Below are 25,403 nucleotides of genomic sequence, written 5' to 3'. Positions count from 1 at the left end.
CGAAAACGACATCATGGCCGAGATACATAAGCTGGCAAAACACAAAACGGTGATCCTCATTTCCCACCGGCTGGCGAATGTGGTACAAGCGGACAATATCTATGTGTTAGAAAACGGAAGCATTGCCGAAAGCGGCAGCCATGATGGTTTACTCAAAAAACATGGCCTGTATGAACGGCTGTGGACAGCACAGCAATCCCTGGAGAACTACGGAAAGGAGGGTGAAAACGCATGAATGCGGGCATGAAAAAACGAAGCGGATTCAAGGTAATGTCCCGGCTGATCGGGCTGGTGAAGCCTTTGGCTGGGTATATGTTCCTTGCTGTTTTTATGGGGCTGATAGGGCACCTGTGCGCCGCCTTTATCACCATCTTCGGCGGCTATGCGGTGCTGGAAGCTCTACGGTTCGATACCCCCTTTACCCTCACCGCTATTTTTGTCTGTGTCGTGGTCTTTGCGGTTGTACGGGGCGTCCTCCGCTATGCGGAACAGGCGTGCAACCATTTCATCGCCTTTAAGCTGCTGGCCCTCATCCGGGACAGGATATTCCGGGCGCTGCGCCGGCTCTGTCCCGCCAAGCTGGAGGGCCGGGACAAGGGAGACCTCATTTCAGTGATTACCTCCGACATCGAGCTGCTGGAGGTGTTCTACGCTCACACCATTTCCCCGGCGGCCATCGCGTTCCTGTTCACCATTATCCTATGCCTGTTCATCGGTTCCTTTCACTGGCTGCTGGGGCTTATCGCGCTGGCGGCGTATCTGGTTGTGGGAATTATCATTCCCCTTGCCACTTCCAGGTTCAGTGGGGACGACGGGATGCGGTTCCGCACCAAGTCGGGGGATTTGAGCAGCTTTGTGCTGGACAGCCTGCGGGGGCTTTCCGAAACCCTGCAATACGGCCAGGGCAAAAAGCGTTTGGCGGCGATGAATGAGAAAACCGACGCGCTTGCCGCAGACGAAGAGCGGATGAAGCGCACGGCCGGACGGAATACGGCGGTGACGAATACGGTGGTGCTGGCTTTTGATCTCATCATGCTGTTTGTTTCCGCCCTGCTATGCCAAAGCGGAGCGGTGGGCTTTGAGGGAGTTCTGATCCCCACTATCGCCCTGTTCTCCTCCTTTGGGCCGGTAATCGCATTGGCAGCATTGGGCAGCACCTTACAAAACACCTTTGCGGCGGGCAACCGGGTGCTGGATATTCTGGACGAAACGCCGGCGGTAGAGGGAGTGGCAGGAAAACCGGAAATTGCTTTTTCCGGTGCGGTGGCAGAACACGTCACCTTTGCCTATGGAAATGAAACCATCCTGTCCGATGTATCGGTACAAATCCCGCAGCACAGCGTTATCGGCATTGTAGGGCGCAGCGGAAGCGGCAAGTCTACTTTGCTCAAGCTGCTGATGCGGTTCTGGGACGTGCGGCAGGGCAAGGTAAAAGTCTCCGATACACCCATCAACCAGATCAATACCAGGAATCTACGGGAGATGGAGAGCTTTGTTACCCAGGAAACTCACCTGTTCCACGACAGCATTGCCAACAATCTGCGGATCGCTAAACTGGATGCTACAGACGAAGAAATCGAAGCGGCCTGCAAAAAGGCGTCGGTGCATGATTTCATCATGACGCTGCCGCAGGGCTACGATACCCCGGTGGGCGAATTAGGCGACACTCTATCCGGCGGGGAGCGGCAAAGGCTGGGGCTGGCGAGAGCCTTCCTGCACGACGCCCCCTTCCTGTTGCTGGACGAACCGACCAGCAATCTGGACAGCTTAAATGAGGCGGTCATTCTAAAGTCCCTCCATGAAGAACGGGAGGGGAAAACGGTGGTGCTGGTTTCCCACCGCCAGTCTACCATGCGGATTGCGGATACCGTTTATTCTGTGGAACACGGACGAATGAGTTAATTACATATATGAGGGAGAGAGCTTTTGACCTATGAAACTGAAACGGCTGATTTTTCTTGTTTTAGGCTGTATTTGCCTGGGCCTGGGCTGTATCGGCATTGTACTGCCGATCCTGCCTACCGTTCCGTTTTTCTTGTTAACAGTGTTTTTCTTTGCGAATTCTTCCCAAAAGCTCCACGACTGGTTTGTGGGGACGAAGATGTATAAGAAGCACCTGGATAGCTTTGTCAAGAAAAAGGGCATGACGGTACAGACAAAACTCGGTATCATCATTCCCGTGACGCTGCTCATGGGCTTCGGCTTCTTTATGATGATGCGGGCAAATATCCTGGTTCCCAGCATTATCCTCGCTATCGTTTGGGTTTGTCATATTATCTATTTTGTGTTTGGAGTTAAGACGATCCATATAGAGCAGACAGAAGCTGGCAAAAACGTATCGTCCAAAGATTCATCTACAAATTCATAATCGGGGACAGGACAACGGTAAGGCGTGTCTGAACAGCAAAAAGGGAAGTTGTCCGAATCAACTTCCCTTTTCCTTATGCATTATCGAGTAATGCGTCAATAACGGATTTGACAATTTTACGATCCCGTTCACTGCATTGCTGAAGAAGCCGCAGCAATTGCTTTTCTTCCGTGTCAGATTCTTTTTCCGGATAAAAAATACTGTCGGCTGACAAGCCTAGATTATGAAGCAACCGGTAGAGAACATCGTAGCTGGGACGTTTCTGTTCGTTTTCAATAGCAGTTAAATATCTGAGGCTGATCCCCACACGTTCAGAAAGCTGCTCACGAGTATATCCCATTTTCTGCCGCGCCTGTTTCAAGATGTGTCCCAGATTGCTTATTTCCTTTTCCTTTTTAGTTACCACTATCAGTTCACCCTTTTCTATTTTAAGGATTTCCTGTAGCGCTTAAAACGATTTATTAGTGGTTAATTCATGGAACTATTAGAGGTATAGTATGCGGTATGAGAGAGGGAGAAAAAATGGGATTTAATATTTGCCTGCACGCGAATATGTGCAGGCTGTGGTGATAAGATAAATTTGTCTCACTTCGGCATCTATGGATTTTTTGTTTTTTCAAAATCTATTTTGCTGAATGTGAGAATCCATGTACGGAGAAGGAACTATTAGTTCTAAATATAGACTCCTGTGAAAAGGTACACAAACGGAAAGGATTTATCCCATTCTGCTTGTGTACCTTTTTATCTTGTAGACATATTCGCTCTCCTCCGCGCAGCCTGAATCTCTAAAAATTCAGACTGATTCGGAGGAAAAAAGATGTATAAAAGAAACGATGGTTTAACCGATGACAATAGATTACAAAACAGATTTACAGCATACCTGTGCCGCTCGGTGCATAATGGGCGGATTGATTACCTACGCAGGAAGGACAAACCGCTGCGGATTGAAATTATACTGGAAGATATGGATTATCTTCTAGCGGAAGAAAAAGACCTCACTTTACAGTTTGCAGAATATGAGGCCCTACGACAGGCGTTGAAGGAGATCAAGGAACAGGAAAGGTACATATTGCTGGCGAGAGTGATCGATGAAAAAAGCTTTTCACAGATTGCCGAGGAAACAGGACTAAGCTATAAAGGCGCGGCAGCAGTGTATTACCGTGTCCTTGAAAAATTGAGAAAATTTCTAGGAGGTGAAAGACATGGATTTTAAAGAGCTATTGATATTGGCAAAAGCAAACCACTCAAAAGCATTGGAAACAATTCTTTCCATGTATCGGCCGCTTCTGATGAAAGAGGCCGTTGTTAACGGTACATTCGACGAAGATCTATTCCAAGAACTGTGTATTGTTTTCCTGCGCTGTGTCCGTAACTTCCGGATATAGAAACAGAAAAAAAGCAAAAAGAAAGGGGGCGCCGCAAGGCGTCCCCTTTCTCCCGCTGAAAGCGGCGCCGGCGTATCCACCACCGGCAATTGTTCATTATGCTGCGTTTTCCATAAGGTCGCCCATCAGGACATCAACGAGCAGTTTCCCGGATAGGGTTCCCGTGCGAACGGTAACCCGGTCTTTGCTCAACTGTTCAAATTCCTCCAACCGAAGCATTCGGCTTTGTCTGGCAAGCGAACGGTCTTCATCTGTCAGACGTTTCGCTATAGTCTTTTGCCATTCAAGCAAAAAATCCTTAGCTTGATTGATGTCCTCGTATTGTTCATTGAGTATGGAGCGTTTTTGCCGTATCGTACCGTCCGGCTCAATTTCCATCGTATAATACGGTTTTGTCGGCTCGGAACTCTTCCTTAAAAAAAGGATGTACGATTCCTGGTTTTCGATCCGTTCCCAGTAGCGGTCGCTGTTTGAAACGCAGTGAGTGAGAGCGCGCCCCTCCAGGATAATTTCTTCTACGCCGGTGGGAGCAATAACCATGTATTGTTCATTGCCGTATTCGTATTTTTCTTTAAGCGACAGGCAGATTTCATCAATATGTGGATACTCTTCCAGAATCCTACCAGCTTGAATGACGATGTTTTCACCGTACTTCTGGCAGCTTTTGACTAATTCGTTGTGACGCTTCCGGAGATCCCGTACACGGTAAACGAGCTCATTATCCGTATTCATGCGTAGCCCTTTCGCCATAGAGAGATAGTCGGCCCAGGTATTGATAACATTGTGGCTGGACATATGCTCTTTTGACATTTGTCGGGTAATATAATTGTGGATTTGCGGAACGCTCATCTTTCCGCGAATAAATTTTAAATCCTTTGGCGTAATCTTTTCCCTACAAAACCAGGCAATCGTATGATCCGGAATTTCCCTGCCGTAAGCCTTTTCGTATTGCAGCCAGTTCAGGAAGCCGCTGCCTCCGTTGTTTTTCCGAAGCCTCTTTAGCTCCTGCCCGCCAATACCGAGCAACTTTGTCAGGCTGCTTTCCTGGATAGACAGGGGAACATCATCACAGCCGTATTTATGACGACCTTTCACATATTCCTTTGCCAGACGGGAAAGCCCTGCCTTAACAAACTTTTCGATGTACGGGCGCTTTTCATAGGCAATCAGGTATTCCTCCGGATCAACACATTTATTGCCGCGGACATATTCCAGAAGCCCGGTTTTCTTTAGTTCACGCTTCGAAAGGGCTGGAAGTGTTTTGCCGTACACCATGCCGGAATAGTCTGTATACCAGCCGCTCCTGTTAATATATCCATTTATCCATCGAAAAGTTTTCTGCTTATAAAGCCCCCAGTAATAAGCGCGCTGGGGAATAGCGTTTTTATCGCAGATCATGCGACGGATTTCATGGACATAGCATTCCGGCGTCATATATCCTCCTTTTCGATAGGTGCGGTGACCTTCAAATTCCCGAACCATGACGCCATCCTTGCAGCGTTGAATCAGATAGAAATAAACCTTCTGAGTATGGAAAAAGCCTGCCCGTCCGATGCTTTTGAATGTAATCTTGTGGCGGCAACAGGGGCATTTTCCTTCCTTATTATGTAGAGGCCTATGGATAGGGACTTCCTTTTCACAATAGGAACAATAGCCGGTTTTGGCGCCTCCCTTTTTGTAATGATAGAAAATGTAGTTTTCGGGAATTGCCACTTTATCCACCCATCGACTCCAGTCCTTGGGAAGCGGCGGCGTTTGTGCCAGGTCACTATCCCATCTGTCGGTTTCTCTTTTGTGCCTTTGCTCCAACTGCTCCTGGCGGATTTTAAGCTGGTAGTTGAGTAGGTCGGATAAGCGGCCGTTTTCTATCCCCAGGTAGTTCCGTATGGTGATACGGGTTTGCCTGTTAATATATACCTTCATGTAATAAATATATCTGTGCTGCGGCCATTCAAGCCGATCCAGCTTTGAATCCAGCCACCTGTTATAGGTGCAGTCATAGGTGATAAACCGTTTTTCTGCACGGGAAAAATACACTTCATAAATCGGCAGATTGCCGCCCTTGTTCATGTTGGCTGTCCAAAACAGGGAAACCTTTAGGATATCATTCTGCACACGGCAGCGAAGATACAAGTCATATTTGTACTGTTCTCGCGTTTCTTTATAACCTGGAATGATTAAAGGCGTATCGTTCATGGCGTGCCGCATCATCTCCGGCGTGGCTGTCAGTCGATCCATTGTTAGCAGTTCCGATTTTTTCAAAATATTCCAACCGTCCTTTTCTCAAAATTTATATCGTACCATATACCCGGAAGAATTGCTTTTCCATCCACTTGCGCGAGGGCGATTTGTTCGATTGTCCCGTTTTCCGGATTTTCTTTGGCAAGGGCAAGATAGTCGCCGTGATCTCCGCATGCGAGAGGGTCGAAACCGCGCACAACAGCAAATCCGTTATGCGCAGTGGCGCGGTCAGCGTCCACATGACTGTTCCACTCACGATGCGGGTGGTCTACCATATAGGCCAACGCGTGCAAGAAAAATTCTTTTTTGCTGAGTTGTTTGAGAATCCGTAGTTCCGTACAGGAAATTTTAGAATCTGTTCCATCCTCATCTATATCACCACCTGCATCCACCAGATAGAATTCCGAACCTCCAAATGAGTAATACGACAGGCAATCCAAAGGATTTTCTGCCGAATGGAACCCGTTTTTTCGACAATTTGCTTTGTCGGTTACATTTAAGCCCATGACAAACTGGTATCCCAGGCATATCAATCCTGGACGGAATGCTTTGTATGCAATCATAAACATTTCTCCTTTCTCAGCCAGCTTTTTTCTCCGTCTGAAGGAAACTGTCCAGAGTGATCTGATTACTCATAGACAACTGTTCCGGGCCCTTTGGCGGCTCTTTCTTTGCGGGCTGCGGCGTTTTCTTCTCCGCCTTTTTTTTCGGGACAGAGGAAACACCGCGGTATGGCCTTGGTATAAATTTCTTATCCGCATCTGTTTTATCTTCTTCGGCATCCAGATCCCGGAAATACTCTTCCGCCCACTGATAGCAGACGTCATCGGGGACATCCCCGCCAAAAGCACCGTTTTCCGGTTGTTCATCGTTGTCCTTCATCTCCTTCTCCAAATATTCTCGGGCCTTACGGTTAATGCGATGAAAGCAATTAACCATGCTTTTTCGGGGATGCATCGCCAACCTGGCAAACTCCATATCTTCGTAGCAGAGTGTTTGCACATATTCGGTAACGCACAGCTTCATGTTCCTTCGCGTGAGGCGTTCAGTGGCGTCTCCCAGACGTTTGATAGAAGCCGCTATCAGCGCATCGTTGTCCAGGGCAACCGCTTTTTCCCATTCGATTTGCTCTTTTTCCCTGCGCCGCTGCTGTTTTTCTTCCCATTCGGCTTTCCGCTTTGCCTCTGCCTCTTCATGCGCTTTCCGTTTTTCTTCTTCGGTCTGCTGGGCGGGCTGTGCATTTTCCGTTTCATCTGCCTTTGGTGTTCCCGTTTCCACCGATACCGCTTTTGCAGCGCCCGCTGTTTCTACAGGCGGGGTTGTATATGCCGGTTCAGCCTTCAAGGATACTTCCTCCACATGATTAGCGACGGGGTGTTCCCGGTCGGTTTCCTGGTCAATGGTTAAATTAGAAAAAAATCCCATACTAATCCTCCTAAAAAATTAAGGCGCGGCATGGGAGTCCCATACAGCGCCTTTCATACTATTTGGCCGGAAAGCCTTATTCGTTATTTTTTTTGAGTGGCTTCGCCAGCATTGGCGAAAATTTCACAGAGCAAAAACCGTCTGCATCACAGTAGTAATATTGCCTGTTTTCCTCGTCGTAAAGTTCTATAATATCCGAAACAGCGACACTCCTCCCGGGGTAGTCATCCGGCAAATCATCGTTATATCGCTTGAAAATCCGTTCCAGGCGATGCTGTTCGTCTTCACCGTCGATATAGGGCAGTATGCCGTCATATACCCGGTTGTATTCGGCTGCCGGAGGCTGTTCAAAGCCGGCCTTACGCAGCGCTTCGATACCACCAAAGGCAAAAGGGACGGTGGGGTGTTCATTATCCAACCGGAGCTGGTAAATCCGGAAAGCCTGTTGATGACGCTGTGTAAGAAGCATTTTGAAAAGGGTTTCTTCTTCACCTTTCATAAGTAAAGACTGCTCCTCATTGGTAAAGCCCAGCCGTTCTTCCAGAGTTTCGGTTTGCTCCGGTGCTTCGTGCCATGCGGCAACCTCTTCGTCGATGGCGTCGAAATCGCACAGCCCATACAAAAAACGTGTCTTGAAATTCATTCGTTCAGCCCTTCTTTCTGATTTTTGTTTGATGGCAAGCTGCCAGTCGTCAAATCCCTTATAATTAGGATTCCAGGTCAGCCGCCTACATTCCATCCCGGCCGCTTTTGCAAGCTGGCTGACTTTGGATGCGCCCATGCGTATCTGCTCGTTGCGGTACTTATCCATATCTTCCGCTTCTACAATCATCTCCGTACCGTTGGCGGCCAGCAGGGAAAACAATAGCTTTAATGGTTCGGTATTGTTCGCTCCTGCTGTCGCTGCAAAGGTGCGGCCTGACAGACAGTGGGACACATCCGCTTTCAAAAATCCTTCTGTAACATATACTACTCGTGCAAATGGATCGCCGATAAAATGGACAGGGGTTCCAGAACCAACGCCCATAGGTTTGTTAGAGGAAGAAAGCCAGATATATTTGGCTCCCTCTTTTTCCGGTGGGGCGCCTTCATTTTTCAACGGTACATCCAAGCGAATCTGAAAGCCGTGGATCATGTTGTCGATGCCACGTACGGGGATTAAAAATCCGGCGGTTATAGTGGAGAAGTTTACCGTCCATTTGTTGTCTTTCTGATAAAAACCCGGAACTCCCTCCACGGTATATCCTTGGGCGATTAGCTGGTTTGTAATTTTTCCGCACAGATAAAAGGGCGGCGTACTCTTGTAACCCAGTCGATCAATCTGCTCATCGGTTAACCCTCGGACAGTACGCAGATGTTCCCGGTGCCGCTCGGATAGCTTTAACAGTCCGAGCAGCCCGGTAAACGTCTGATGAATCACAGGATTTTCCGCACGGGCAGATTGAGGGATTTCCCGGAATTTTTCTTTTTTCATATTTGACGGTGATCTGACGGGAAAACAGATGCCGTTTTGAATGGCGTCGCAGATTTCCCGGTAAGCCTCCGATGTGTTAATGCCCTTTGCCTTTGCATAGAGTTTCAGCATACCACCGCTCTCACCGCAATAATTACAACGCCAGATATTTTGGGCATAGTTGACCTTCATTTTGCCCCGATTATCTCCGCAGAACGGACAGTCGGTATAAACGCCGTCCGTACAGCGCCTACGGATATGCAGGTGGAGCAGTTCGGAAACGTCCTCTATGTCAAAAGGAAAATCCTGTGCCTGGCCCATAATTTGGCCTCCTTTCCACATGGGTTTTCAAAAGGGAAGGTCAGCTTGCTTTCTTTTGTGCGTTTGACAGCAGAAGTTTTGCTCCTGCTCGCAGGATATTATCCTTGCCAGAATATCCGCTGACGTAGAATTTTAGGCTTACCGGCCTGCGTTCTTCCACCTGCGCCAGTGTCCATCCGCTACAGGTTCCATCCTTAACCACATAGTTTCTAGCTTCTTCCAAAGTCATAACAGACAGAATAGTATCAACAGGTGTATCGGAAGTATAGGCAGGGACGGCGGGAGCCACAGGAGTATCCTGTGCCGCGTTTTCCCAAAGAATTTCCTCAAAATCGTCTGTTGGGAAAGGCGTTTCCTGTATTGGAGACTCGGCTGCGGGTTTCTCTACTGTAGACGGAGGTGGAACAGGAGCAGCCTCCTGTTTTGACAGTTCTTCAGGAATAGATCCATCCGTTTTTTTCACCAGTACGACATCCTTTTCTTCCGGTGCGGCGTAAACCGCCAGATTCTCTTTATGGGAAGGTATATCGACCTTTTGAGATATATTAGTCGTAACGGAAGCGGATTTTGGTTCCGAATCGGGCGATTGTACCGCTTTTGCGTTTTCGGGCGGTATATTTTGCTGGCATACAGGCATAAACTGTATGTCAAATCCTGCATTAGATAATGCCTGTTCAATAGCTGTGTCCTGTGCGGCTTCAATGTATCGGCCGTGTGGTACGTCCTCTTTTTTCTTTTCCGCGATATAACTTGTCGCAGGCTCGGGATCATTGCGGTCAAAAAATACACTGGCCTCAATGATGGCAAGCTGATCGGTAATTCTCAAAGGCGAGAGTTTGATCCGGCCATTCAGGTGCTTTTTATGAAACCACAATTTTTTGTACGATAGGTCAAGTTTTGGCCCAGCCGGTGTAAAAACAAGCCATTTCAGTGGGTCAAAGTTCGGGACAAGATTTCCTTCCGCCACGACTGGTTGAAGGCTGTGCGTTCTCTCATATTCGTTTGTACTCATAGATACAAACTCCTTTCAAAAATAAATACGGGCCACCAGTGCTTTTTCTGCACAGGTATCCTCAAATCAACTGGCATTTTTTAATTCCTGCTGCTTGGAGAAGGCTTTTGCGTATTTACAAATTCGCTCTCCCAGCATAGTGTTGCGTTTGTCTGCAATTTTGTGAATTGCCTGGAATAGCACCCATTTCTGACCGACCAGCACGACCTTTTCGCGTGCGCGGGTGACAGCTGTATAAACTAGATTTCGCTGTAGCATTCGCATGTGATTGCGGATAACCGGCAAGATTACGATATCGTATTCGCTACCCATCGCCTTGTGAATAGTGGTGGCATAAGCCAGTTCCATGTGCTGCATTTCTTCAAGCCCATATTCAACAATGCGGGATTCAGAAAAGGCAATCGTTATCTTTAGCTCATTGTTCTCATCTCGATTGATTTTACGGATAAATCCAATATCTCCATTTGATGCTTTCCCATTATTTTTGTTCTGCATCACCTTATCGTTCAGCCGGAAGTAGTTTCCGCCAACCTTTAAATCAGGCATATCACCTTGTATGGGATTGACGATTTCTCGGATAGTCCGGTTTAGCTGTTCGGAAGAGGCCGGCCCTTCCGAGCGGAAGGGAGACAGGATTTGCACATGCTCAATACCATGACGGTTTACCAGTTCGCAGAAGAGGTGACAGATATCGTCGGCCGCTTCCTCTTGGTTTTTTACCTTGACAAACACAAATTCGCCATTTTCCATGTCGTATTGGAAATCAAGTCCAGTGTTATCCTCATTGATACGTTTGGCATTTCTGGCAATCATGCTCCCTTCCTTTTGCCGGAAAATTTCATCGAGTATGGTGACAGGAATAATTCCACAGTCAATCATCTCCCGAAACACATCGCCTGCGCCGACGCTTTGCAGCTGATCGACGTCGCCTACCAGGACAACTTTTGTTCCCGGTTCGACACGGCAAAAAAACTGGCGGGCAAGCCACATATCTACCATTGAAGTCTCGTCAATAATGATAAGGCCTGCATCCAGTGGTTCTTTGCGATGTTCTTTGCCGTATTCCATATCTTCTCCAACAAGCCCTAAAAGGCTGTGAAGTGTTTTGGCTTCGACACCGGTACTTTCCACCATGCGACGGCTGGCGCGTCCAGTAGGCGCTGCCAGCATGATTTTACTTTCCGGGAACAGATGCTTGAATACTTTGATGATTGCCCGCAGAATGGTCGTTTTACCTGTTCCGGGAGGGCCGGTCACGATGGACAGGTTATGCCGGAACGCCATATAAACGGCCTCGCTCTGTCGTTGAGACAGCGGCATCCCCATGCTACTGCGGATATGCTCTAATGCCGAGACTACATCGAAATACTGCGGCGGTTCTGAGATGAGTCGTGCAATCTGCCTTGCTGTCTCGTCTTCCCGGGTAAAGCAGGGAAGCTGATAGATGTTTCCACTGCTGCTGACAACTTCCCCCTGGAGAATCATGTCTTCCAGGACATTTTCAATTTCTCCTGGGGTTACGCGCATGTCCGGAAGAGGCAGTTTGTTATTCAGTAGCTGCAACACTGTTTTTCTCAATGTGTCCGTTCCAAGATACAGATGGCCGTTCTCACTTCGCTGTGCATCCAGCGCAGCATAGATTGCACCGTGAATCCGCATGGGGGAATTCATCGGCGTATCGCCTTTTCGGACAATGGCATCGACGCGCTTAAATCCAAAACCGGATACTTGGCACAGTTTGTAGGGATTGCTGCGTAGAATATCTACGCTCTTGGCACCAAAATGATCATAAATCTTTGTAGCGGTAGCCGGCGTTATCTGGAAGGGTGATAAGAGAAGCATTAAATCCCGCAGGCAACGGCTCTCCGCATATGAGGTTTTGATATCCTCCAGCTTGCCGGGTGTAATCCCACGGATTTCCAGCAATCGTTCCGGTTCATTTTCTAGCACCTTCAGCGCATCGGCGCCGAAGCGTCCGACAATCAGCTCGGCAGTCTTTTCTCCCACGCCTTTGATAAGGCGGGAAGATAGATAGCCCTGTACGCCGTCTTTGGTTTGCGGCACGATTTCCTCGCAGTTTGCCACTTGAAGCTGATAGCCGTGTTTGCCATCCTGCCATTCGCCGTCAAGGAGCATACTGACCTTGTCGGTACGGGGTAGTTCATATCCCACCGCTACAAAGCGGATCAGGTGATCCCGGTGCTTATAGGCGCTACGGGCCTGTTGGGGAATACTTTGATCGGAGGTTTTTACACTGATAACACAGTATTTGCTGGTAGGATTATAGAAGATGGTCCTGTCATACACTCCGAGATAGCTCATCTGTACCACCACCTTCTTTTTTGAAAATGATGTTTAACGGCTTTCATAAGTTATAGCTCCTTTCTAAAAATGGGTAAAAAAATTAAGCCGCATTTTCTTTCTGCGACTTTTTCACATACAACCGGCGTTTTTCCAAAACGGTCACATAGTCTTGGTAGATATCGGGATGCTGTGCCTGTAATCGGATCAGATTATCCTTACTGATGTTCGGTTTTCTGTAAGGATTGTAGGTGATGGTATAACTGCTTCCGCCTGTGGAACAAACTGCCGTGCAGCTTTTTCCCATTGCCTCTACAATTCTGCCCTGCAATCGTTTCATTTCGCCTTCAATTTTCTTGGATTGCGCATCAGCCTGCTTTTTCTGCGCCTGCAATTCGGTAAATCGGACTACGCAGCTTGCCAGCGGCAGGCTTAGTTCTACAGCCGGCGCGGTCGGATCGGCCATACCGGAGTGACGCTTCACGCTTTGAATTACTAGGCTACCGTCTTCCGTATAGGGAGGCGGCACTCTTTTCAGGACGTGCTCATTCCAGAATATTCCCTCCAAAGCGATTAGTTCTTCCTCGTATGCTGTGTCACGCTCAACATGACGGATAATCACGGTGTCTTCGTTATTGCCGTATAGACAGCAGTAAAACACATGATTCAGGTTCATAACCGCCATATAATGCCGTCCTTGGGCCTCATAATTAACCGGAACGGTTTCTTCTCCATTTATCCACCAGGCATCCTTGCCGTTGTAACTGGTGGTTTTGATTTCGAGAATAGCGGTTTCCCCGTTCGGGAGTGTGACAAAATAATCGACATTGGCAAGCATATAGGGATAAAGCGGATGATAAAACATCCTCTTATCCTGATAAATCGGATAACCTGTTTTCTTATGGAATATTTCTGCCACCAGATCCTCCAGCAGATGTCCGATTTGAAGTGCTACCCAGTTGCCGGTATCGTCTTTGTACGATGCGATATGCAGCTTGTCATAGTACAAATCCCTTGCGGTGGCAAATGGGGATATCCCTAAAATAATGGAGGCATCGCTGCCGCCTATACCTTTTCGCCGCCACTCCAACCACTCTTTTTCCGTTAGCCCCTTTGTATCTACAAGGCTCCTCGGATTATAGCTTGGAACAACCATGTTTATGCACCTCTACTTCTGCTCCTGCGGATAAAGGTGGAATAATGGTACATCATCCGTATGGGATACTTGGCTCGTTTCCGCGCCTCCTTTCTCAAAATCTGCTGTTTCAAAACAGCAGGACGGTTTGATCTTCTCCGGAAATGTGCATGGGTTCGTCTTTTCATTCGCGTTTCCGCCTTTCTAAAAATAATATTTCCAAACGCCTACGGCGTTTTGGGCAAAAAAAAACGAAAACAACGTCCAACCGTTAAACGATACTATCGCCCATACAGGCCGGCGTCATTCTCGTTGTATGTGGGGGATAAAGCCCCGAAAAAACAAAAAAGGCCAGTAATATTCCTGCTGTAAGGCAGGACAATACTACTGACCGAATACAAACTTAACAAAGTGTGCAATGCAGTGAAAACTGCGGTTCCCTGAAATGGGAAAGGCACAAAAATCAATTACACAAAAACTATAACACAATATATGTGTGATGTCAACAAATAAATACTATATATTGTGTGTTGCTTATTTTTATTTTGAAAAGTCATAAAATACAGAGAAAATTTATATTGAAAAGTTTTATTTTTGATGATAAAATATATTTGAAAAGTTGGAAGGAGGGCTTTTATGCTGTTTCGTAAAATTGAATCGCTGATAGAAGCGCATTTACAGTCTGAGTCGAAAAAAATTCTTTTGATTGACGGGGCCCGCCAGGTGGGAAAGACCTACATCATTCGCTATGCGGGCAGGAAGCTGTTTGAAAACTTTATTGAAATCAATATGGTGGAGGACTCCCTAGGGGATCGGCTCTTTGCCAACACGAAAACGGTAGAAGACTTTTATTTACAGGTGAGTATGATCGCGGGCAGCAAGATGAAAAGCAAAGAAAACACGCTTGTTTTCCTTGACGAAATCCAGGCCTATCCGCACCTGCTCACGCTGCTGAAATTTTTGTCGCAGGACAACCGCTTTACCTATATTGCCAGTGGCTCTCTTCTCGGTGTCACACTGTCGCAGACCACCTCTATTCCGATGGGTAGTATCCGCAAGGTGAGGATGTTTCCTCTTGATTTTGAGGAATTTCTGTATGCGAACGGAATGAATGAGATTGCCGTTTCCTCTATGCGCAATAAATTTGAGCGGCTGGAGCCGCTGGATGAACCAATGCATAATAAGATGATGGATTTGTTTCGTAAATATTTGCTGGTGGGCGGGCTACCGGATGCCGTCAATTCTTATCTCAGTGAAAAAAACATCCAGTCTGTAAGGGAAATTCAAAGCGAAATTCACGATTATTATGCCGCAGACGCCTCCAAATACGATGAAGAAAACAAACTGAAAATACGCCGGATCTACGACCTTATCCCGTCGAACATGGAGAACAAGAAAAAGCGCGTCGTGGCACAGAGCATTGAAGATAAAAAAGGAAAGACCTTCCAGGATTACAGCGACGAGTTTGAGTACCTCATCAGCGCCGGCATCGCGCTTAATGTGCAGGCAATTTCCAATCCGGTTTTCCCGCTGATTGAGTCAACTGGCAAAAACCTGCTCAAGCTGTATCTTAACGATGTGGGGATTTTGACCGGTATCCTTTACGGCAATAACATCCGCGCCGTTCTGGACGATGAAAAAAGTATCAATCTTGGTTCAGTCTATGAAACGGTGGTCGCCAGCGAATTGATTTCCCATGGCTACAAGCTGTTTTACTATGACAACCGTAGCAAAGGCGAAGTAGACTATTTGATTGACGATTACGACAGCTTATCCGCCGTACCGATTGAAGTGAAATCCGGCAAGGACTATACGGTACACAGCGCGCTCAATACTTTTGTGCGGAATGAGGATTACCACATCAAAAAAGCATTTGTAGTATCAAATGAACGTAAAATTTCTAGTAGGGGAAAGATTACTTATATTCCTATCTATTATATTATGTTTTTCCACTCGGATTCAGGCGAGAAAAATCTGCGGTTTTAGAAATTGTTTTTTCTCTCTAAACAGAATAACACGGGTTTGCAGCGCCTTGCCTTGTGAGTACCGGGGTTCCCGGCTCGCAAGGCAAGACGTTTTTTATTTTGAGGTGCAGAATTATAAGAAAGGTTTCCGTATTTATGGGTGAGAAAGCAAACTACAGTTTGCTTTCTCACAGTACCTTGAAAATTGAATAGCCGCCGCCGGAAGTTATACAGGTTTTACGGATAGTGTGCGATGATATCTTTGTGGAGCGCGCCCATAAATAAAATACCGCATAGCGGGGCCTGAAAATACGTGGTCAAACATGAGCGCAGGAAATGATCCGGTGGTTAGGTGTTTTTTACACAAACAAACACCATGCGTGAAATCTCTGAGGAAAAATAGTATAATAATTATATATGCACATTTACACAAAAGGAGGCTGTTTTTCTTTTAAGAGTTTCATGCTGCGAAAGGAGTGTTCAGTACGAATAATAATACTGTTCAGCCGAATCACAGCGAACGGAAAGAGGAAGTCTATCTGGTATCGGAAGTGGCTGAAAAGCTGAAGATTAGTGAACGTAGCGCCTATGATTTCTGTAAGTCTACAAAAGAGTTCAAGGTTATTCGTTGCGGTCGTTCTATTCGCATTCAGAAAGAATCCTTTGACCGTTGGTTTTATGGCTGAACCTTCATTTAGGAGGTTAAGCACAATGGCAACAATTGTCCAAAGAGGTAAAAAGTTCGCAGTTGTTTACGATTATACGACAGCAGCGGGCGAAAAGAAACAAAAATGGGAATCCGGGTTAAGCAAGGAACAAGCAAAAGAGCGCAAGGCTGAGATCGAGTATCTTCAACAGTCCCAGCAGTTTGTCACGCCAACAGGAAAAACTGTGGAGGATTTTATGGGGGAATGGGTTCCTGTGCAAGCCAGATTAAAGAAATGGTCGTATCAGACCTACACGGGGAATCTCTCACTAATTCGTAACCATATTCTTCCGCACCTTGGAAGCAAGCCCATACAAAAAGTTTGCAGACGGGACATTGACCTTCTGTATGATAAACTAAGCCGAACACCAAAAGGTGCCTTTAAGAACGGTGTGCGCGTAATCCCCGAAGAGCAGTACAAAGGGTTATCTCCCGACAAATACCTGTCTACCACGACCATAAAGGAAGTACATGATATCTTAAAGCCTTTCTTCCGAAAAGCTGTGGAGTACAAGCTGATCCGGGAAAATCCTGTGCCGACAGAAGGCCCCAAAAAGCGGGACGATTTCGAGCGTACCATATGGGATGAGGAACTCATGGCGGATGCTTTGGTCAAGCTGGAATCCCAACCGTTGCTGCATTTGGCAATTCATTGTGCATTTGTCGGTTCGTTGAGAAATGGTGAGGACATGGCAATCACACTGGATTGCATTGATCTTGTCCGTGGAAGAATCTATGTCGGCAAGACCTTGCAACGCGTTAGGAAAAGCGCACTTGAAGCCATCGTGAGTGATACGCTGCTCCGAGTGTTCCCGACTGTTATGGAAGGGAAAAAGTCCTGCTTGATCTTGAAGGCTCCTAAGACCAAAAAGAGCAAACGATTTATTTTTTTAACAGAACCACTTAAAGAAGAAATCGTGAAGCGGATTGAGCAGATACAGGCAGATAAGGAACGACTGGGAGACAAATACAACGATTATGGCCTGCTCTTCTGTTTGGAAAACGGAAATCCCATCGAACCCAAGCTAATCCAGTCTTGGTTTAATGACTGGCAGTTGGAGCAAGGATTAAGTTATCCGAAATTGGAATTTCATGGTGTCAGGCACTCGGCAGCCACTTATAAGCTGGAGCTGAGTGACGGCGATTATAAATCCGTACAAGGAGATACCGGCCATGCCAAAGCTGATACGTTGCTCAACATTTATGCGCATACACAGGACAAGCGGCGCCAAGAACTCAGCAAAAAATTTGAACAGGATTTTTATAACAGACAAACTTCCAGTCCGGTAATAGCCAACAACGAGCAACTGTTCAGTTTTCTGCTTGAAAAAGCCCAAAGCGATCCAAACCTACAGGCGGAATTATTTGATCTCATCAAAGAAAATCCCGATTTGCAGAGGATGGCGCTAAATGCAATGATTACAATGAAAAAAAGTTCTTAGCAAACCCGCTTAGCAAAATTTTTTTGGAAGCAAAGCCACGAATTTTATTTTTAAGGGAAGGAGGCAGAAAAATGGCAATAAAAAAGTTTTATGCGGTTACTTGAAGCAGTGGTAATACTTCAAAAAACCGCATAAAACCAAGGATTCTGGCGCGCCCGGAGGGACTCGAACCCGCGACCTCTTGATTCGTAGGCAATTTTCAATGCCTATCCATCTGTGTGCGTCAGCATAAACGGCTATTTCATGCGATTTTTAAAAACTTACTATTTTGGGCCGTGGTAGTCAAAAGGTAGTCAACTGGTTTTTGACGGCTGCTCCTCCAAAAAGTATCTTTCAATTCTCCCGGCGGCCTTCAGTCCATCCCCACGTTCCAAATGGGTGTATATTTCCGCCGTCATCTGTATGGAGGAATGGCCCAAAAGATATTGGGCTGTACGGAGGTCAACGCCCGCATGATATAAAGTAGTCGAATATGTATGACGCAGCATATGCGGATGTACGGGAAAATCCACCCTGCGTTCAACCCTTTCCCATAGACGGCGAAACGCAATTTTTGTCATTGCACCGCCGTCAGTCTTAGCAATTACATATAGCCCCCTCCTGGGAGTTTTACCTAATATTTCACGAAGCGGCGCCGGAACCGGTATGGTTCTGTGCGCTGCTTTTGTTTTCAGCTCTTGAGAGGGGTCCGGCTGATTTCCAATAAAAGCGACCGCTCGATTTACGGTTAAGCTGTCCGGCTCAATGTCTCCCCATTGCAGCCCCAGTGCCTCTTCTCTGCGCAGGCCACAGTATAAGCACAGCGCGACAAAAGCCAGGGCCTTGGCATCATCGCAGGCCGCCAGAAGCTTTTTGGTCTGGTCCTTTGTCAGATATTTAGCTTTATCGGGCTTGGCATGGGGCGTGATTTTGATTCCCTCTGTCGGATCCTTTATCATCAGGCCGTTTTGCCTGGCTGTATTAAAAATTTGCTGCATTGTAAGTAAAACCTTATGCTGTAAGCTCTCTGATTTCTCAGATACGCCGGTCATAACCTCCCGGACATGCACCGGACGGACCTCGCGCAGCGGCATATCCCCAATAATTCCCATGATATGGGTGTTATACGCGTTTTTGTACATGGCCTTTGTATTAGGCCTCAAATTAGCCTTGTATTTCTCAAGCCATATTTTGGCCCATTCGCCCACTAAGGTTTTATCATCTACGATTAAGCCCCGCCGGTCCTCTTCAAGCACAGCAAGCGCCGCCTGGTTGAGCTCTGCAATCGTTTTACCGTATACAATCTTTTGTTTCCCGGTCGATAGCGTAACCTTCTTTTGATACCGCCCATCTTTTCTTTTTTTAGGCACAAAATTCCCCTCCTATTCGTCAAATTGCCATGCTCCTACGTCGCGCTACGTCCGTATAGAATGTTGTGTAAGCCTCATTTAAAGGATATAGGCGCATTATTCTTTTATAGAAATATATTTATTTGGTGAATTTTCCAATTTACAAAACCATAGCCAAGGTTTACTATGCAACCGTAACGTTACCGCCGGAATGGCGCTCAAATATGCAGAGGACGAATAGCCGGGTGAGCTCCGGCACTCTGCACATCGAGGTGTACATATGAACGAATTAATCAAAGTGGATTTCACGGGCGAACGCCCGGCGGTTTCTGCGCGGGAGTTGCATGAGTTCCTGGAGGTAAAAACAGCATATAAAGACTGGTTCCCCAGGATGTGTGAATACGGGTTTACCGAAGGCGAGGACTTTTGCTCATTTTTGAGCGAAAGCACCGGGGGACGCCCCGCACAGGACGCCCAGCTCACCATTGATATGGCGAAGGAAATCTGTATGCTTCAGCGCAACGAAAAAGGCAAGCAGGCCCGCCAATATTTCATAAAACTGGAAAAGGACTGGAATAGCCCTGAAAAGGTTATGGCCCGGGCCCTGCACATTGCGGATGAAAAAATCAAACTGCTTTCAGCCCAGAACTCCGTCCTCACCGTACAGAATACCATCATGCAGCCGAAAGCAGCGTATTTTGACGAGCTCGTTTCCCGCAACCTGCTCACCAGTTTCCGGGAAACGGCCAAACAGCTTGAAATCAAAGAAAAGGAGTTCATCCGGTTCCTGGTGGATAAAAAATACATCTATCGGGATAAGAAAGGGAAGCTCATGCCCTATGCCGAGAAAAACAACGGCCTTTTTGAAATGAAGGAAAGCTTCAACGAGAAAACCCAATGGAGCGGAACGCAAACGCTCATCACTCCCAAAGGCCGCGAAACATTCCGGCTGCTTTATTTGAAAACCGCGTAATACGCTTTACTCTGCCCTCCCCGTGCGGGGAGGGATGGCTTTTTTATTTAATATCCGTTTGCTTCTGCTCCGTAAACAGCCTGTTCATGGGTAAATCCATCGTATTCTAGCTGTCTGATGAGGCTATCTCGTGAAAAAGACATAATGTCTAAATATGATTTAGCCTTTTTGACTGCTTGTTCATTCCAATTTGCGCCACAGTTATTTGCACCATAGGTAGCCTGTTCGGTGGTGTATTTATCATATTCTAGCTGCTTGATTAAACCGTTATAAGAAAACGGCATAACGCTCAAATAATTTTGAGCTGATTTAAGCGCCTGTTCGTTCCAGTTCGCGCCACAATTATCTGCGCCGTAAACTGCTTCATCATGGGAATAGCCCTCATATTCCAACTGCTGAATTAGCCCTTGATAAGAAAATGCCATTACCCTAAGATAATTCTTCGCCGCCTTAAGCGCATTACTTTGTCCCGCTGTCCCGATACTTGGAGAAGAAACCGGGTTCTGTGGTTCCTGCTTCTGAGATTCCGCTTTTGAGGTAACCGGTTTATTTTCAGTGGGCTTAGTGGCACTAGCTGTATTATTGTCATTGCCCGTCGGCCTTGAATCATTCCCGTTTGTAGGGGTGTCGCTGTCTGAGATTTTGGAAGATTCGTCAAAAGAAGATGGTTTATCAAGGGTTGATTCATCACTAGTATTACTATCTTCATCATCGGATTTAATATAGCGCCCCAATGTTTTAACCTTACCGTTTTCTACAACAGCATATACAGTATTGCTGCTTAAATCATCATACCACGCATAATAATTATATTTTAGATTTATGGGGTCAAAACCCATTATTTCAGCAGCTTCATCCAGTGTCATTTCCTCTTGTAGTTGCCCTGCGTGTACAACAAACATCTTCCCATATGAATAAGCGTATTCATGTATTTTTGAGGTTGGAGAATGGCATAAATCACTATTCAATGCCTTTACATAATCAGAAACCTGGTCTTCGGTAAAGGCGTTATTAAGGCGGACTAAAATATTATCTTTTATGATCTGATATTGCAACTCATCCGATTCCGTAAAACCATTTAAATATTCTGCCCGCTTTTTTGCTTCGTTATTATTATTGAAAATTTCTATAGATCCACTTTTGGGCTCTGTTAATGAATATTCTCCTAGCCGCTCATCTGCAAAATTTCCTTTTTCAATATAGTCGTGTTCTCCAGCTCCATTAGGATCGTTATCATCTGTAAACACAATATGATATACAATCGGGATATCAGCTTCTGTAAGCTCTTTAATTAGTATTTCTACAGTGTTTTTGCTTTTACTGTTAGCACACCCAGCCAAGATACCACACATTAAAATACAGATTAATAATGTGCAAGCAATCCTTTTCATAAAAATTCTCCTTATCTTTCCCGATCTCTATAAGCGGTTAATTCTCTAAAAATACAATTCCGTATCTAAATTTCCGTATGTATACCAGCACACCACCTTTTTCATGAAATCTTCGGTGACGTCAAAGTATTCGGCTAAGGACCATATTTCCGTATAACCATTAGCTATTGCTTCATCAAGCTCTTCCTCTGATATCAAGTGTTTAATTTCCCATTTGTTCGCTTTGTATTCGTGCTTTTCAATCAGATCCAATGGGCTGCACACTTCATGGGTTGTACCAGTTTCATAGTGCCCACATTCATGTGCAAGAATCACCTTTTCTTCTGCTAAAGTATCAATCCTAGAGGTATCAATAAAAATTCCCCAGTTTTCTGTATGCTTTAACAACATAGTAACACTTTTGGTTTCCGGGTTATTAAACATGAGCGGCTGCTCGAAAACCATCACTCCGTTATCTTTCAATCGTTCATAAAGACTAATCAACTGTTCCATCTTTATTCTTCCTTGCATTATTAAGTTGTCGAGCCAGAGAAAGGAGCAATTCTTTATCTCCATCTGTTAGCTCTTTCGTTTCGTTTTGCATAGCATAGGTAAAATCATCCATTGTCATTGAGGGCTCGTCCTTTTGGGCGGGCTCTTTTTCTATCCCCCGTAACCATGTCTCAGGACATCCAAAAAATGCACAAATTTTGTCAATAATATTTTGCTCTGGCACAACATCTTGTCCAATTTCATATTTTTTCTTCCATACGCTTACCGTTCCTCTATTAAAACCTGCTTTTGTAGCAGCAGCAGAAGGTGATAAATCCTTTCTGTTGCATAAAAGTATATATCTTTCGTAAAACATGCTAATTCCCCTTGTCAAAATTTGTGCAGCACCACCAAGTTTAAAGAAATAGACATAAAAGGGATTGACATGTCTAAGCGATTAGACTAAAATATAAACACAGTTAAATCGCCTAGACAAATTTCCCACTGATTTGGGGCGCTATTTGATTCCAGCAAGTTGATAATAGCACAATAGTTTAACGATTTCAACAAAAACAGTTTAAGGAGGTGATTTTTGTATGCCTGCACAATGGACAGCGGATTTTGTGGGTAAATTGCACGCAAATCGGATCAAGCAAAATGAACTAGCTTCTTACATGGGGCTAACACCAGAGTATGTTTGCATGGTCCTAGCAGGAAAGCGTGAACCCCGTAACGCGGAACAAAATTTCCGCGCCGCCCTGGATGAACTCATCCATGAAAAACAACAATCTCACCTCCCAATTAAATAATACCACCCTATCTGTCCGTTAAACAGGACTTTATGAAGGATGGAAAAAAAATTTTAGAAGGGGGTGAGGAAATGAAAAAAGACATCAATATTCCTAAAATCGATATGGATGAAGAAAGCCCTCCGCTACCTCCTTTTGTGGAGAAAGTGACAGGGCAAATAGATTGGATACGGTATTATATTGCAACTACTGAATCCGCATTGCGAACCAAAATTAATGTTATTTGGATCATAGTTCTTGTTCTTTGTTTTATGGTAGGATTCCTGTTTGCAAAGCTATTGTGACAACCCAAGCACGAATCCAAATACAGCGCTTACGGCTGCAAGCAATACAGAACATACAGACTTTATAATCTGCATTTTTAATTCTGCAAGGTATATTGCACCTTCTTTTGAAACTGCAATTTTCCATTCAGTGACTTGTTTCATTTGCACTAATCCCATGTTGAACAAGACGCAACAAGTCTTCCATTGCGAACGATTCGCCCATTGGGATAGGAACGGAATACGCCATATCAGCGGGAAGGCATGAATACAATTATACGAGACAGCAAAAGCGTTTGGCGATGAAATTTCTTGGTGAGTTTTCAAGAGTACTGTACGCAAGACCAAATATTGCACGATAATCGACACTAGGGGTCGCCTCCTTTCCACCTTATTATAACGTGGCCCAGGAGGAAGAACAAGCAGACACGCCCCCACTCGCTATGTGGAGGGCAGGGAAATTTTTAGGAAGGAGAAAGTATGAATATCTGCGACGCGGTTAAGGCGCGAACTACAAACAAGCCGTATATAACACGGCAGTCTTGGAATTATCCAACAAGTGTATGGTGTAATGCTGCGGTTAAAATTTTACCTACAGATACGCCGGATTGCTGCACAATTGAGAGCGTGGCAAGCAATGCCCCCTGCCGAGGGTGGCAGCCCCAGGCAGAGGATTTAATTGCGGACGATTGGATCACGACTACTTAGAACCAATCACGAATTTCCTTGACGAATCTATAGCCCTTTTTTAGCATTGTGTTTTCATCGCATTCTTGTATAGATTGAATCTTCAAGGCAATTTCGCAGGGCTCATTGTTGCTATAGTGTACCGACAACAATCCATCGGAATCAAGCATACGAATAGCGGCATGTACTAAATGTGGCGGTTCTTTCGGAAATAGCGTAACCAGTTTACTCGCACACGAAAATTGGTTCCCTTGCTCAATAAAATCTCGACACATGGAACAAATAATTTTGTCCGCTATTTTACAAGCTTTCAAAAAACCACCTCCCTTCCCCGCTCCTATTATACAGCCCAGGGAAAAGAGGGACAAGGTTATTCACATTTATCAACCGAGTTTTCAACAAAAGGAAGGAGGCCAGAACATGGAGGAAAGCATTTATGAGCTTCGCGAGGCCGTCGGGCTGGAGGAAATCAACCGGCTGCTGGCGACAGGCCGTTGGAAAGTTCGCAGCTTAGATTGGGACGATGAAATCCCGGTGGCTAAATTGGTTCGTAACAAAAGGTGAGGGAGGGAAAGCGATGAATCAACACATCGAAGCTGTCTTTGAATGGAGCTTCCGCATATTGCTGCTGGCGCTTGTTACCGCCATGATTGCGTTTTATTTCAAAATGATTGTTTGAGAGGAGGAATTTAAATTGGATTTTAACCTGGAAGAGTACATTCGCGCCATTGTTCGAGAGTGTATAGCCGAAGGGCCGGAAATGAAGACACGGTTTACCGCTGAGGATATAGCGCAGCGTTTTGGATGGAGCCCGGCCAACGCCAGACGAGTGATAAACAACGGAAGCTTTGGAGAGGTTATCGCAGCGAGCCCAAAGCATAAGGTCGTAACTCTTCAGGGCGTTCTTGAATTTGAACGGAACAGAACGGTCAAAGCGTTGACGCATTCAAAAAGGGAAACAGGCCGGCGGACAGTCATTCATAAGAATCCTGGAAGAATCTGAGGGAGGACAGCAATGAACTTTCTAATCACCTTGTACATATTCTCTGCGGCGTTTGCACTGATGGTCCTTGTGGCCTGGATATGTGAGCGCCGGGAGCGCGGGAGGGCCCGCTGTAAGATTCGGGCAATGAGGAAGGGCGAAAGGAGAAAAGCGGCATGAATATACCGGAGTGCTGCACGCACTGCAAGACCATGCAGAAGCATAACTGTATTTTTCAGGAATCCTGCGTCACAGTCCGGCGGTTCCTGCGCAAGCAATACGACAGTATGATGATCGAATACAGCAACGATACCCATAGGAGGCTGAAAAACAGGCATGGCAGATAATAAAAAGAGCCGCGCAGGAACTGCAATTCCTGACGCGGCAAACAGAAAGAACTTACCTATAGTATATCAACGTGGACGGAGGTTGTCAAATGGAAAAGAAATATATTTTAACAGAAGAGACCAAAGAAGTTGGCGGCCATATTTTACATAAAATCCAAGCAATGCGGGATTTTGGCGGAGTTCAGAAAGAAGACCTTGGCGGATGGGTTGAATCGGAGGAAAACCTAAGTCATGATGGTACTTGTTGGGTCTACGGCAACGGGCAGGTCTACGGCAACGGGCAGGTCTACGGCAACGGCAAGGTCTCCGGCAACGGTAAGGTCTTCGACAACGGCAGGGTCTTCGGCGACGGCAGGGTCTCCGACAACGGCTGGGTCTTCGGCGACGGCAAGGTCTACG

At 46.0% G+C, this 25,403-nt stretch carries 27 protein-coding genes and 2 pseudogenes; 16 read left to right on the top strand and 13 right to left on the bottom strand.

Translation table 11 applies throughout. The features are described 5' to 3' along the window. The 3 genes and pseudogenes from DPQ25_RS13710 to DPQ25_RS13700 all read left to right on the top strand — a co-directional run. Window positions 1–235, top strand: a pseudogene (locus tag DPQ25_RS13710) (cysteine ABC transporter ATP-binding protein); the annotation flags it as partial. Further along, window positions 232–1,902, top strand: coding sequence for a thiol reductant ABC exporter subunit CydC (gene cydC / locus DPQ25_RS13705; protein ID WP_407928170.1), 1,671 nt, complete (start codon window positions 232–234; stop codon window positions 1,900–1,902). The pseudogene DPQ25_RS13710 and the gene cydC, both read left to right, overlap by 4 nt. 31 nt (window positions 1,903–1,933) lie before the next feature. Further along, the gene (locus DPQ25_RS13700) at window positions 1,934–2,368 is read left to right on the top strand and encodes a YbaN family protein (RefSeq protein ID WP_112333740.1); all 435 of its coding nucleotides are present in this window, start codon (window positions 1,934–1,936) and stop codon (window positions 2,366–2,368) included. 73 nt (window positions 2,369–2,441) lie between these two features. On the opposite strand, the gene DPQ25_RS13695 is transcribed toward DPQ25_RS13700, so the two are convergent. Further along, window positions 2,442–2,774, bottom strand: a complete 333-nt coding sequence (locus DPQ25_RS13695; RefSeq protein WP_242978384.1) for a helix-turn-helix domain-containing protein — start codon at window positions 2,772–2,774, stop codon at window positions 2,442–2,444. A 411-nt stretch (window positions 2,775–3,185) separates the two neighbouring features. Between DPQ25_RS13695 and DPQ25_RS13690 the strand changes: the two genes are divergently transcribed. Together DPQ25_RS13690 and DPQ25_RS13685 are read left to right on the top strand one after the other, a co-directional pair. Next, the gene (locus DPQ25_RS13690) at window positions 3,186–3,581 is read left to right on the top strand and encodes a sigma-70 family RNA polymerase sigma factor (protein ID WP_112333739.1); all 396 of its coding nucleotides are present in this window, start codon (window positions 3,186–3,188) and stop codon (window positions 3,579–3,581) included. Continuing rightward, on the top strand, window positions 3,571–3,753 hold the full coding sequence (locus DPQ25_RS13685) for a helix-turn-helix domain-containing protein (RefSeq protein ID WP_112333738.1): 183 nt from the start codon (window positions 3,571–3,573) through the stop codon (window positions 3,751–3,753). The genes DPQ25_RS13690 and DPQ25_RS13685 overlap by 11 nt, the downstream gene beginning before the upstream one ends. A gap of 96 nt (window positions 3,754–3,849) precedes the next feature. On the opposite strand, the gene DPQ25_RS13680 is transcribed toward DPQ25_RS13685, so the two are convergent. The 7 genes from DPQ25_RS13680 to DPQ25_RS13650 all read right to left on the bottom strand — a co-directional run bounded on the left by DPQ25_RS13680 (window position 3,850) and on the right by DPQ25_RS13650 (window position 13,662). Beyond that, the gene (locus DPQ25_RS13680) at window positions 3,850–5,991 is read right to left on the bottom strand and encodes a PcfJ domain-containing protein (protein ID WP_242978382.1); all 2,142 of its coding nucleotides are present in this window, start codon (window positions 5,989–5,991) and stop codon (window positions 3,850–3,852) included. 20 nt (window positions 5,992–6,011) lie between these two features. Next, window positions 6,012–6,557, bottom strand: coding sequence for a DUF7666 domain-containing protein (locus tag DPQ25_RS13675; protein ID WP_112333736.1), 546 nt, complete (start codon window positions 6,555–6,557; stop codon window positions 6,012–6,014). Window positions 6,558–6,573: 16 nt separating this feature from the next. Then, window positions 6,574–7,419: a Cas9 inhibitor AcrIIA9 family protein gene (locus tag DPQ25_RS13670; protein WP_112333735.1), complete on the bottom strand. Its 846-nt coding sequence runs from the start codon at window positions 7,417–7,419 to the stop codon at window positions 6,574–6,576. Window positions 7,420–7,495: 76 nt separating this feature from the next. Continuing rightward, window positions 7,496–9,193, bottom strand: coding sequence for a YodL domain-containing protein (locus tag DPQ25_RS13665; protein WP_112333734.1), 1,698 nt, complete (start codon window positions 9,191–9,193; stop codon window positions 7,496–7,498). A gap of 40 nt (window positions 9,194–9,233) precedes the next feature. Next, the gene (locus DPQ25_RS13660; RefSeq protein WP_112333733.1) at window positions 9,234–10,205 is read right to left on the bottom strand and encodes a hypothetical protein; all 972 of its coding nucleotides are present in this window, start codon (window positions 10,203–10,205) and stop codon (window positions 9,234–9,236) included. Window positions 10,206–10,271: 66 nt separating this feature from the next. Further along, entirely contained in the window at window positions 10,272–12,527 is a 2,256-nt protein-coding gene (gene recD2, locus DPQ25_RS13655) for an SF1B family DNA helicase RecD2 (protein ID WP_112333732.1), read from the bottom strand. Between the two features lie 82 nt (window positions 12,528–12,609). After that, the gene (locus DPQ25_RS13650) at window positions 12,610–13,662 is read right to left on the bottom strand and encodes a YqaJ viral recombinase family nuclease (RefSeq protein WP_112333731.1); all 1,053 of its coding nucleotides are present in this window, start codon (window positions 13,660–13,662) and stop codon (window positions 12,610–12,612) included. Between the two features lie 615 nt (window positions 13,663–14,277). Between DPQ25_RS13650 and DPQ25_RS13645 the strand changes: the two genes are divergently transcribed. From DPQ25_RS13645 to DPQ25_RS13635, 3 genes are all read left to right on the top strand, one after another. Continuing rightward, window positions 14,278–15,627, top strand: a complete 1,350-nt coding sequence (locus DPQ25_RS13645; protein WP_112333730.1) for an ATP-binding protein — start codon at window positions 14,278–14,280, stop codon at window positions 15,625–15,627. A 454-nt stretch (window positions 15,628–16,081) separates the two neighbouring features. Then, entirely contained in the window at window positions 16,082–16,291 is a 210-nt protein-coding gene (locus DPQ25_RS15265; protein WP_112333729.1) for a helix-turn-helix domain-containing protein, read from the top strand. Between the two features lie 25 nt (window positions 16,292–16,316). Beyond that, complete coding sequence (locus DPQ25_RS13635; RefSeq protein ID WP_177577121.1) at window positions 16,317–17,753, top strand: site-specific integrase; 1,437 nt, start codon at window positions 16,317–16,319, stop codon at window positions 17,751–17,753. Between the two features lie 293 nt (window positions 17,754–18,046). Here DPQ25_RS13635 and DPQ25_RS13630 read toward each other — a convergent pair whose 3' ends face one another. Beyond that, window positions 18,047–19,102, bottom strand: coding sequence for a site-specific integrase (locus tag DPQ25_RS13630; protein ID WP_112333727.1), 1,056 nt, complete (start codon window positions 19,100–19,102; stop codon window positions 18,047–18,049). A gap of 259 nt (window positions 19,103–19,361) precedes the next feature. On the opposite strand from DPQ25_RS13630, the gene DPQ25_RS15140 reads away from it, so the two are divergent. Next, complete coding sequence (locus DPQ25_RS15140; protein ID WP_112333726.1) at window positions 19,362–20,054, top strand: antA/AntB antirepressor family protein; 693 nt, start codon at window positions 19,362–19,364, stop codon at window positions 20,052–20,054. A 47-nt stretch (window positions 20,055–20,101) separates the two neighbouring features. Here the strand turns inward: DPQ25_RS15140 and DPQ25_RS13620 are convergent, their stop codons facing one another. Genes DPQ25_RS13620 through DPQ25_RS13610 form a run of 3 tightly spaced genes read right to left on the bottom strand, consistent with a single transcriptional unit; the run spans window position 20,102 to window position 22,292 of the window. Next, the gene (locus tag DPQ25_RS13620) at window positions 20,102–21,445 is read right to left on the bottom strand and encodes an Ltp family lipoprotein (RefSeq protein ID WP_112333725.1); all 1,344 of its coding nucleotides are present in this window, start codon (window positions 21,443–21,445) and stop codon (window positions 20,102–20,104) included. A gap of 45 nt (window positions 21,446–21,490) precedes the next feature. Then, window positions 21,491–21,937, bottom strand: a complete 447-nt coding sequence (locus DPQ25_RS13615; RefSeq protein ID WP_112333724.1) for an ImmA/IrrE family metallo-endopeptidase — start codon at window positions 21,935–21,937, stop codon at window positions 21,491–21,493. Continuing rightward, window positions 21,921–22,292 carry a helix-turn-helix domain-containing protein gene (locus DPQ25_RS13610; protein ID WP_112333723.1) on the bottom strand — a complete coding sequence of 124 codons (372 nt, stop codon included), beginning with the start codon at window positions 22,290–22,292 and terminating at the stop codon, window positions 21,921–21,923. The genes DPQ25_RS13615 and DPQ25_RS13610 overlap by 17 nt, the downstream gene beginning before the upstream one ends. 220 nt (window positions 22,293–22,512) lie before the next feature. Between DPQ25_RS13610 and DPQ25_RS13605 the strand changes: the two genes are divergently transcribed. Both DPQ25_RS13605 and DPQ25_RS13600 read left to right on the top strand, forming a co-directional pair. Continuing rightward, a complete protein-coding gene (locus DPQ25_RS13605) occupies window positions 22,513–22,725 on the top strand; it encodes a hypothetical protein (RefSeq protein WP_112333722.1) in 213 nt (70 codons plus the stop codon). A 71-nt stretch (window positions 22,726–22,796) separates the two neighbouring features. Then, the gene (locus DPQ25_RS13600) at window positions 22,797–23,009 is read left to right on the top strand and encodes a hypothetical protein (protein ID WP_112333721.1); all 213 of its coding nucleotides are present in this window, start codon (window positions 22,797–22,799) and stop codon (window positions 23,007–23,009) included. On the opposite strand, the gene DPQ25_RS13595 is transcribed toward DPQ25_RS13600, so the two are convergent. Next, complete coding sequence (locus DPQ25_RS13595; protein WP_112333720.1) at window positions 23,001–23,357, bottom strand: hypothetical protein; 357 nt, start codon at window positions 23,355–23,357, stop codon at window positions 23,001–23,003. The two genes, DPQ25_RS13600 and DPQ25_RS13595, sit on opposite strands and share 9 nt — an antisense overlap. 111 nt (window positions 23,358–23,468) lie before the next feature. On the opposite strand from DPQ25_RS13595, the gene DPQ25_RS15375 reads away from it, so the two are divergent. The 5 genes and pseudogenes from DPQ25_RS15375 to DPQ25_RS14785 all read left to right on the top strand — a co-directional run. Next, entirely contained in the window at window positions 23,469–23,696 is a 228-nt protein-coding gene (locus tag DPQ25_RS15375; protein ID WP_112333719.1) for a Thoeris anti-defense Tad2 family protein, read from the top strand. Window positions 23,697–24,095: 399 nt separating this feature from the next. Next, window positions 24,096–24,239, top strand: coding sequence for a hypothetical protein (locus DPQ25_RS14795; RefSeq protein WP_177576997.1), 144 nt, complete (start codon window positions 24,096–24,098; stop codon window positions 24,237–24,239). A gap of 130 nt (window positions 24,240–24,369) precedes the next feature. Next, a complete protein-coding gene (locus DPQ25_RS13580; protein ID WP_112333717.1) occupies window positions 24,370–24,678 on the top strand; it encodes a hypothetical protein in 309 nt (102 codons plus the stop codon). Window positions 24,679–24,833: 155 nt separating this feature from the next. After that, on the top strand, window positions 24,834–25,004 hold the full coding sequence (locus DPQ25_RS14790; RefSeq protein ID WP_177576999.1) for a hypothetical protein: 171 nt from the start codon (window positions 24,834–24,836) through the stop codon (window positions 25,002–25,004). Window positions 25,005–25,093: 89 nt separating this feature from the next. After that, window positions 25,094–25,403, top strand: a pseudogene (locus DPQ25_RS14785) (hypothetical protein); the annotation flags it as partial.

The sequence above is a fragment of the Hydrogeniiclostridium mannosilyticum genome (assembly GCF_003268275.1).
GTDB lineage: Bacteria > Bacillota > Clostridia > Oscillospirales > Acutalibacteraceae > Hydrogeniiclostridium > Hydrogeniiclostridium mannosilyticum.
This window is presented reverse-complemented; position numbering and strand designations above follow the sequence as displayed.

Excerpts from the sequence above, each read along its gene's own strand:
- DPQ25_RS13700 (WP_112333740.1), top strand. The coding sequence starts at position 1,934 with ATGAAACTGAAACGGCTGATTTTTCTTGTTTTAGGCTGTATTTGCCTG.
- DPQ25_RS13645 (WP_112333730.1), top strand. The coding sequence starts at position 14,278 with ATGCTGTTTCGTAAAATTGAATCGCTGATAGAAGCGCATTTACAGTCT.
- DPQ25_RS14790 (WP_177576999.1), top strand. The coding sequence starts at position 24,834 with ATGAATATACCGGAGTGCTGCACGCACTGCAAGACCATGCAGAAGCAT.
- DPQ25_RS14795 (WP_177576997.1), top strand. The coding sequence starts at position 24,096 with ATGGAGGAAAGCATTTATGAGCTTCGCGAGGCCGTCGGGCTGGAGGAA.
- DPQ25_RS13635 (WP_177577121.1), top strand. The coding sequence starts at position 16,317 with ATGGCAACAATTGTCCAAAGAGGTAAAAAGTTCGCAGTTGTTTACGAT.
- DPQ25_RS15375 (WP_112333719.1), top strand. The coding sequence starts at position 23,469 with ATGAATATCTGCGACGCGGTTAAGGCGCGAACTACAAACAAGCCGTAT.
- DPQ25_RS13675 (WP_112333736.1), bottom strand. The coding sequence starts at position 6,557 with ATGATTGCATACAAAGCATTCCGTCCAGGATTGATATGCCTGGGATAC.
- DPQ25_RS13620 (WP_112333725.1), bottom strand. The coding sequence starts at position 21,445 with ATGAAAAGGATTGCTTGCACATTATTAATCTGTATTTTAATGTGTGGT.
- DPQ25_RS13605 (WP_112333722.1), top strand. The coding sequence starts at position 22,513 with ATGCCTGCACAATGGACAGCGGATTTTGTGGGTAAATTGCACGCAAAT.
- DPQ25_RS13665 (WP_112333734.1), bottom strand. The coding sequence starts at position 9,193 with ATGGGCCAGGCACAGGATTTTCCTTTTGACATAGAGGACGTTTCCGAA.
- DPQ25_RS13660 (WP_112333733.1), bottom strand. The coding sequence starts at position 10,205 with ATGAGTACAAACGAATATGAGAGAACGCACAGCCTTCAACCAGTCGTG.
- DPQ25_RS13685 (WP_112333738.1), top strand. The coding sequence starts at position 3,571 with ATGGATTTTAAAGAGCTATTGATATTGGCAAAAGCAAACCACTCAAAA.
- recD2 (WP_112333732.1), bottom strand. The coding sequence starts at position 12,527 with ATGAGCTATCTCGGAGTGTATGACAGGACCATCTTCTATAATCCTACC.
- DPQ25_RS13670 (WP_112333735.1), bottom strand. The coding sequence starts at position 7,419 with ATGGGATTTTTTTCTAATTTAACCATTGACCAGGAAACCGACCGGGAA.
- DPQ25_RS13680 (WP_242978382.1), bottom strand. The coding sequence starts at position 5,991 with ATGGATCGACTGACAGCCACGCCGGAGATGATGCGGCACGCCATGAAC.
- DPQ25_RS13610 (WP_112333723.1), bottom strand. The coding sequence starts at position 22,292 with ATGTTTTACGAAAGATATATACTTTTATGCAACAGAAAGGATTTATCA.
- DPQ25_RS15140 (WP_112333726.1), top strand. The coding sequence starts at position 19,362 with ATGAACGAATTAATCAAAGTGGATTTCACGGGCGAACGCCCGGCGGTT.
- DPQ25_RS13690 (WP_112333739.1), top strand. The coding sequence starts at position 3,186 with ATGTATAAAAGAAACGATGGTTTAACCGATGACAATAGATTACAAAAC.
- DPQ25_RS13600 (WP_112333721.1), top strand. The coding sequence starts at position 22,797 with ATGAAAAAAGACATCAATATTCCTAAAATCGATATGGATGAAGAAAGC.
- DPQ25_RS13615 (WP_112333724.1), bottom strand. The coding sequence starts at position 21,937 with ATGGAACAGTTGATTAGTCTTTATGAACGATTGAAAGATAACGGAGTG.
- DPQ25_RS13650 (WP_112333731.1), bottom strand. The coding sequence starts at position 13,662 with ATGGTTGTTCCAAGCTATAATCCGAGGAGCCTTGTAGATACAAAGGGG.
- cydC (WP_407928170.1), top strand. The coding sequence starts at position 232 with ATGAATGCGGGCATGAAAAAACGAAGCGGATTCAAGGTAATGTCCCGG.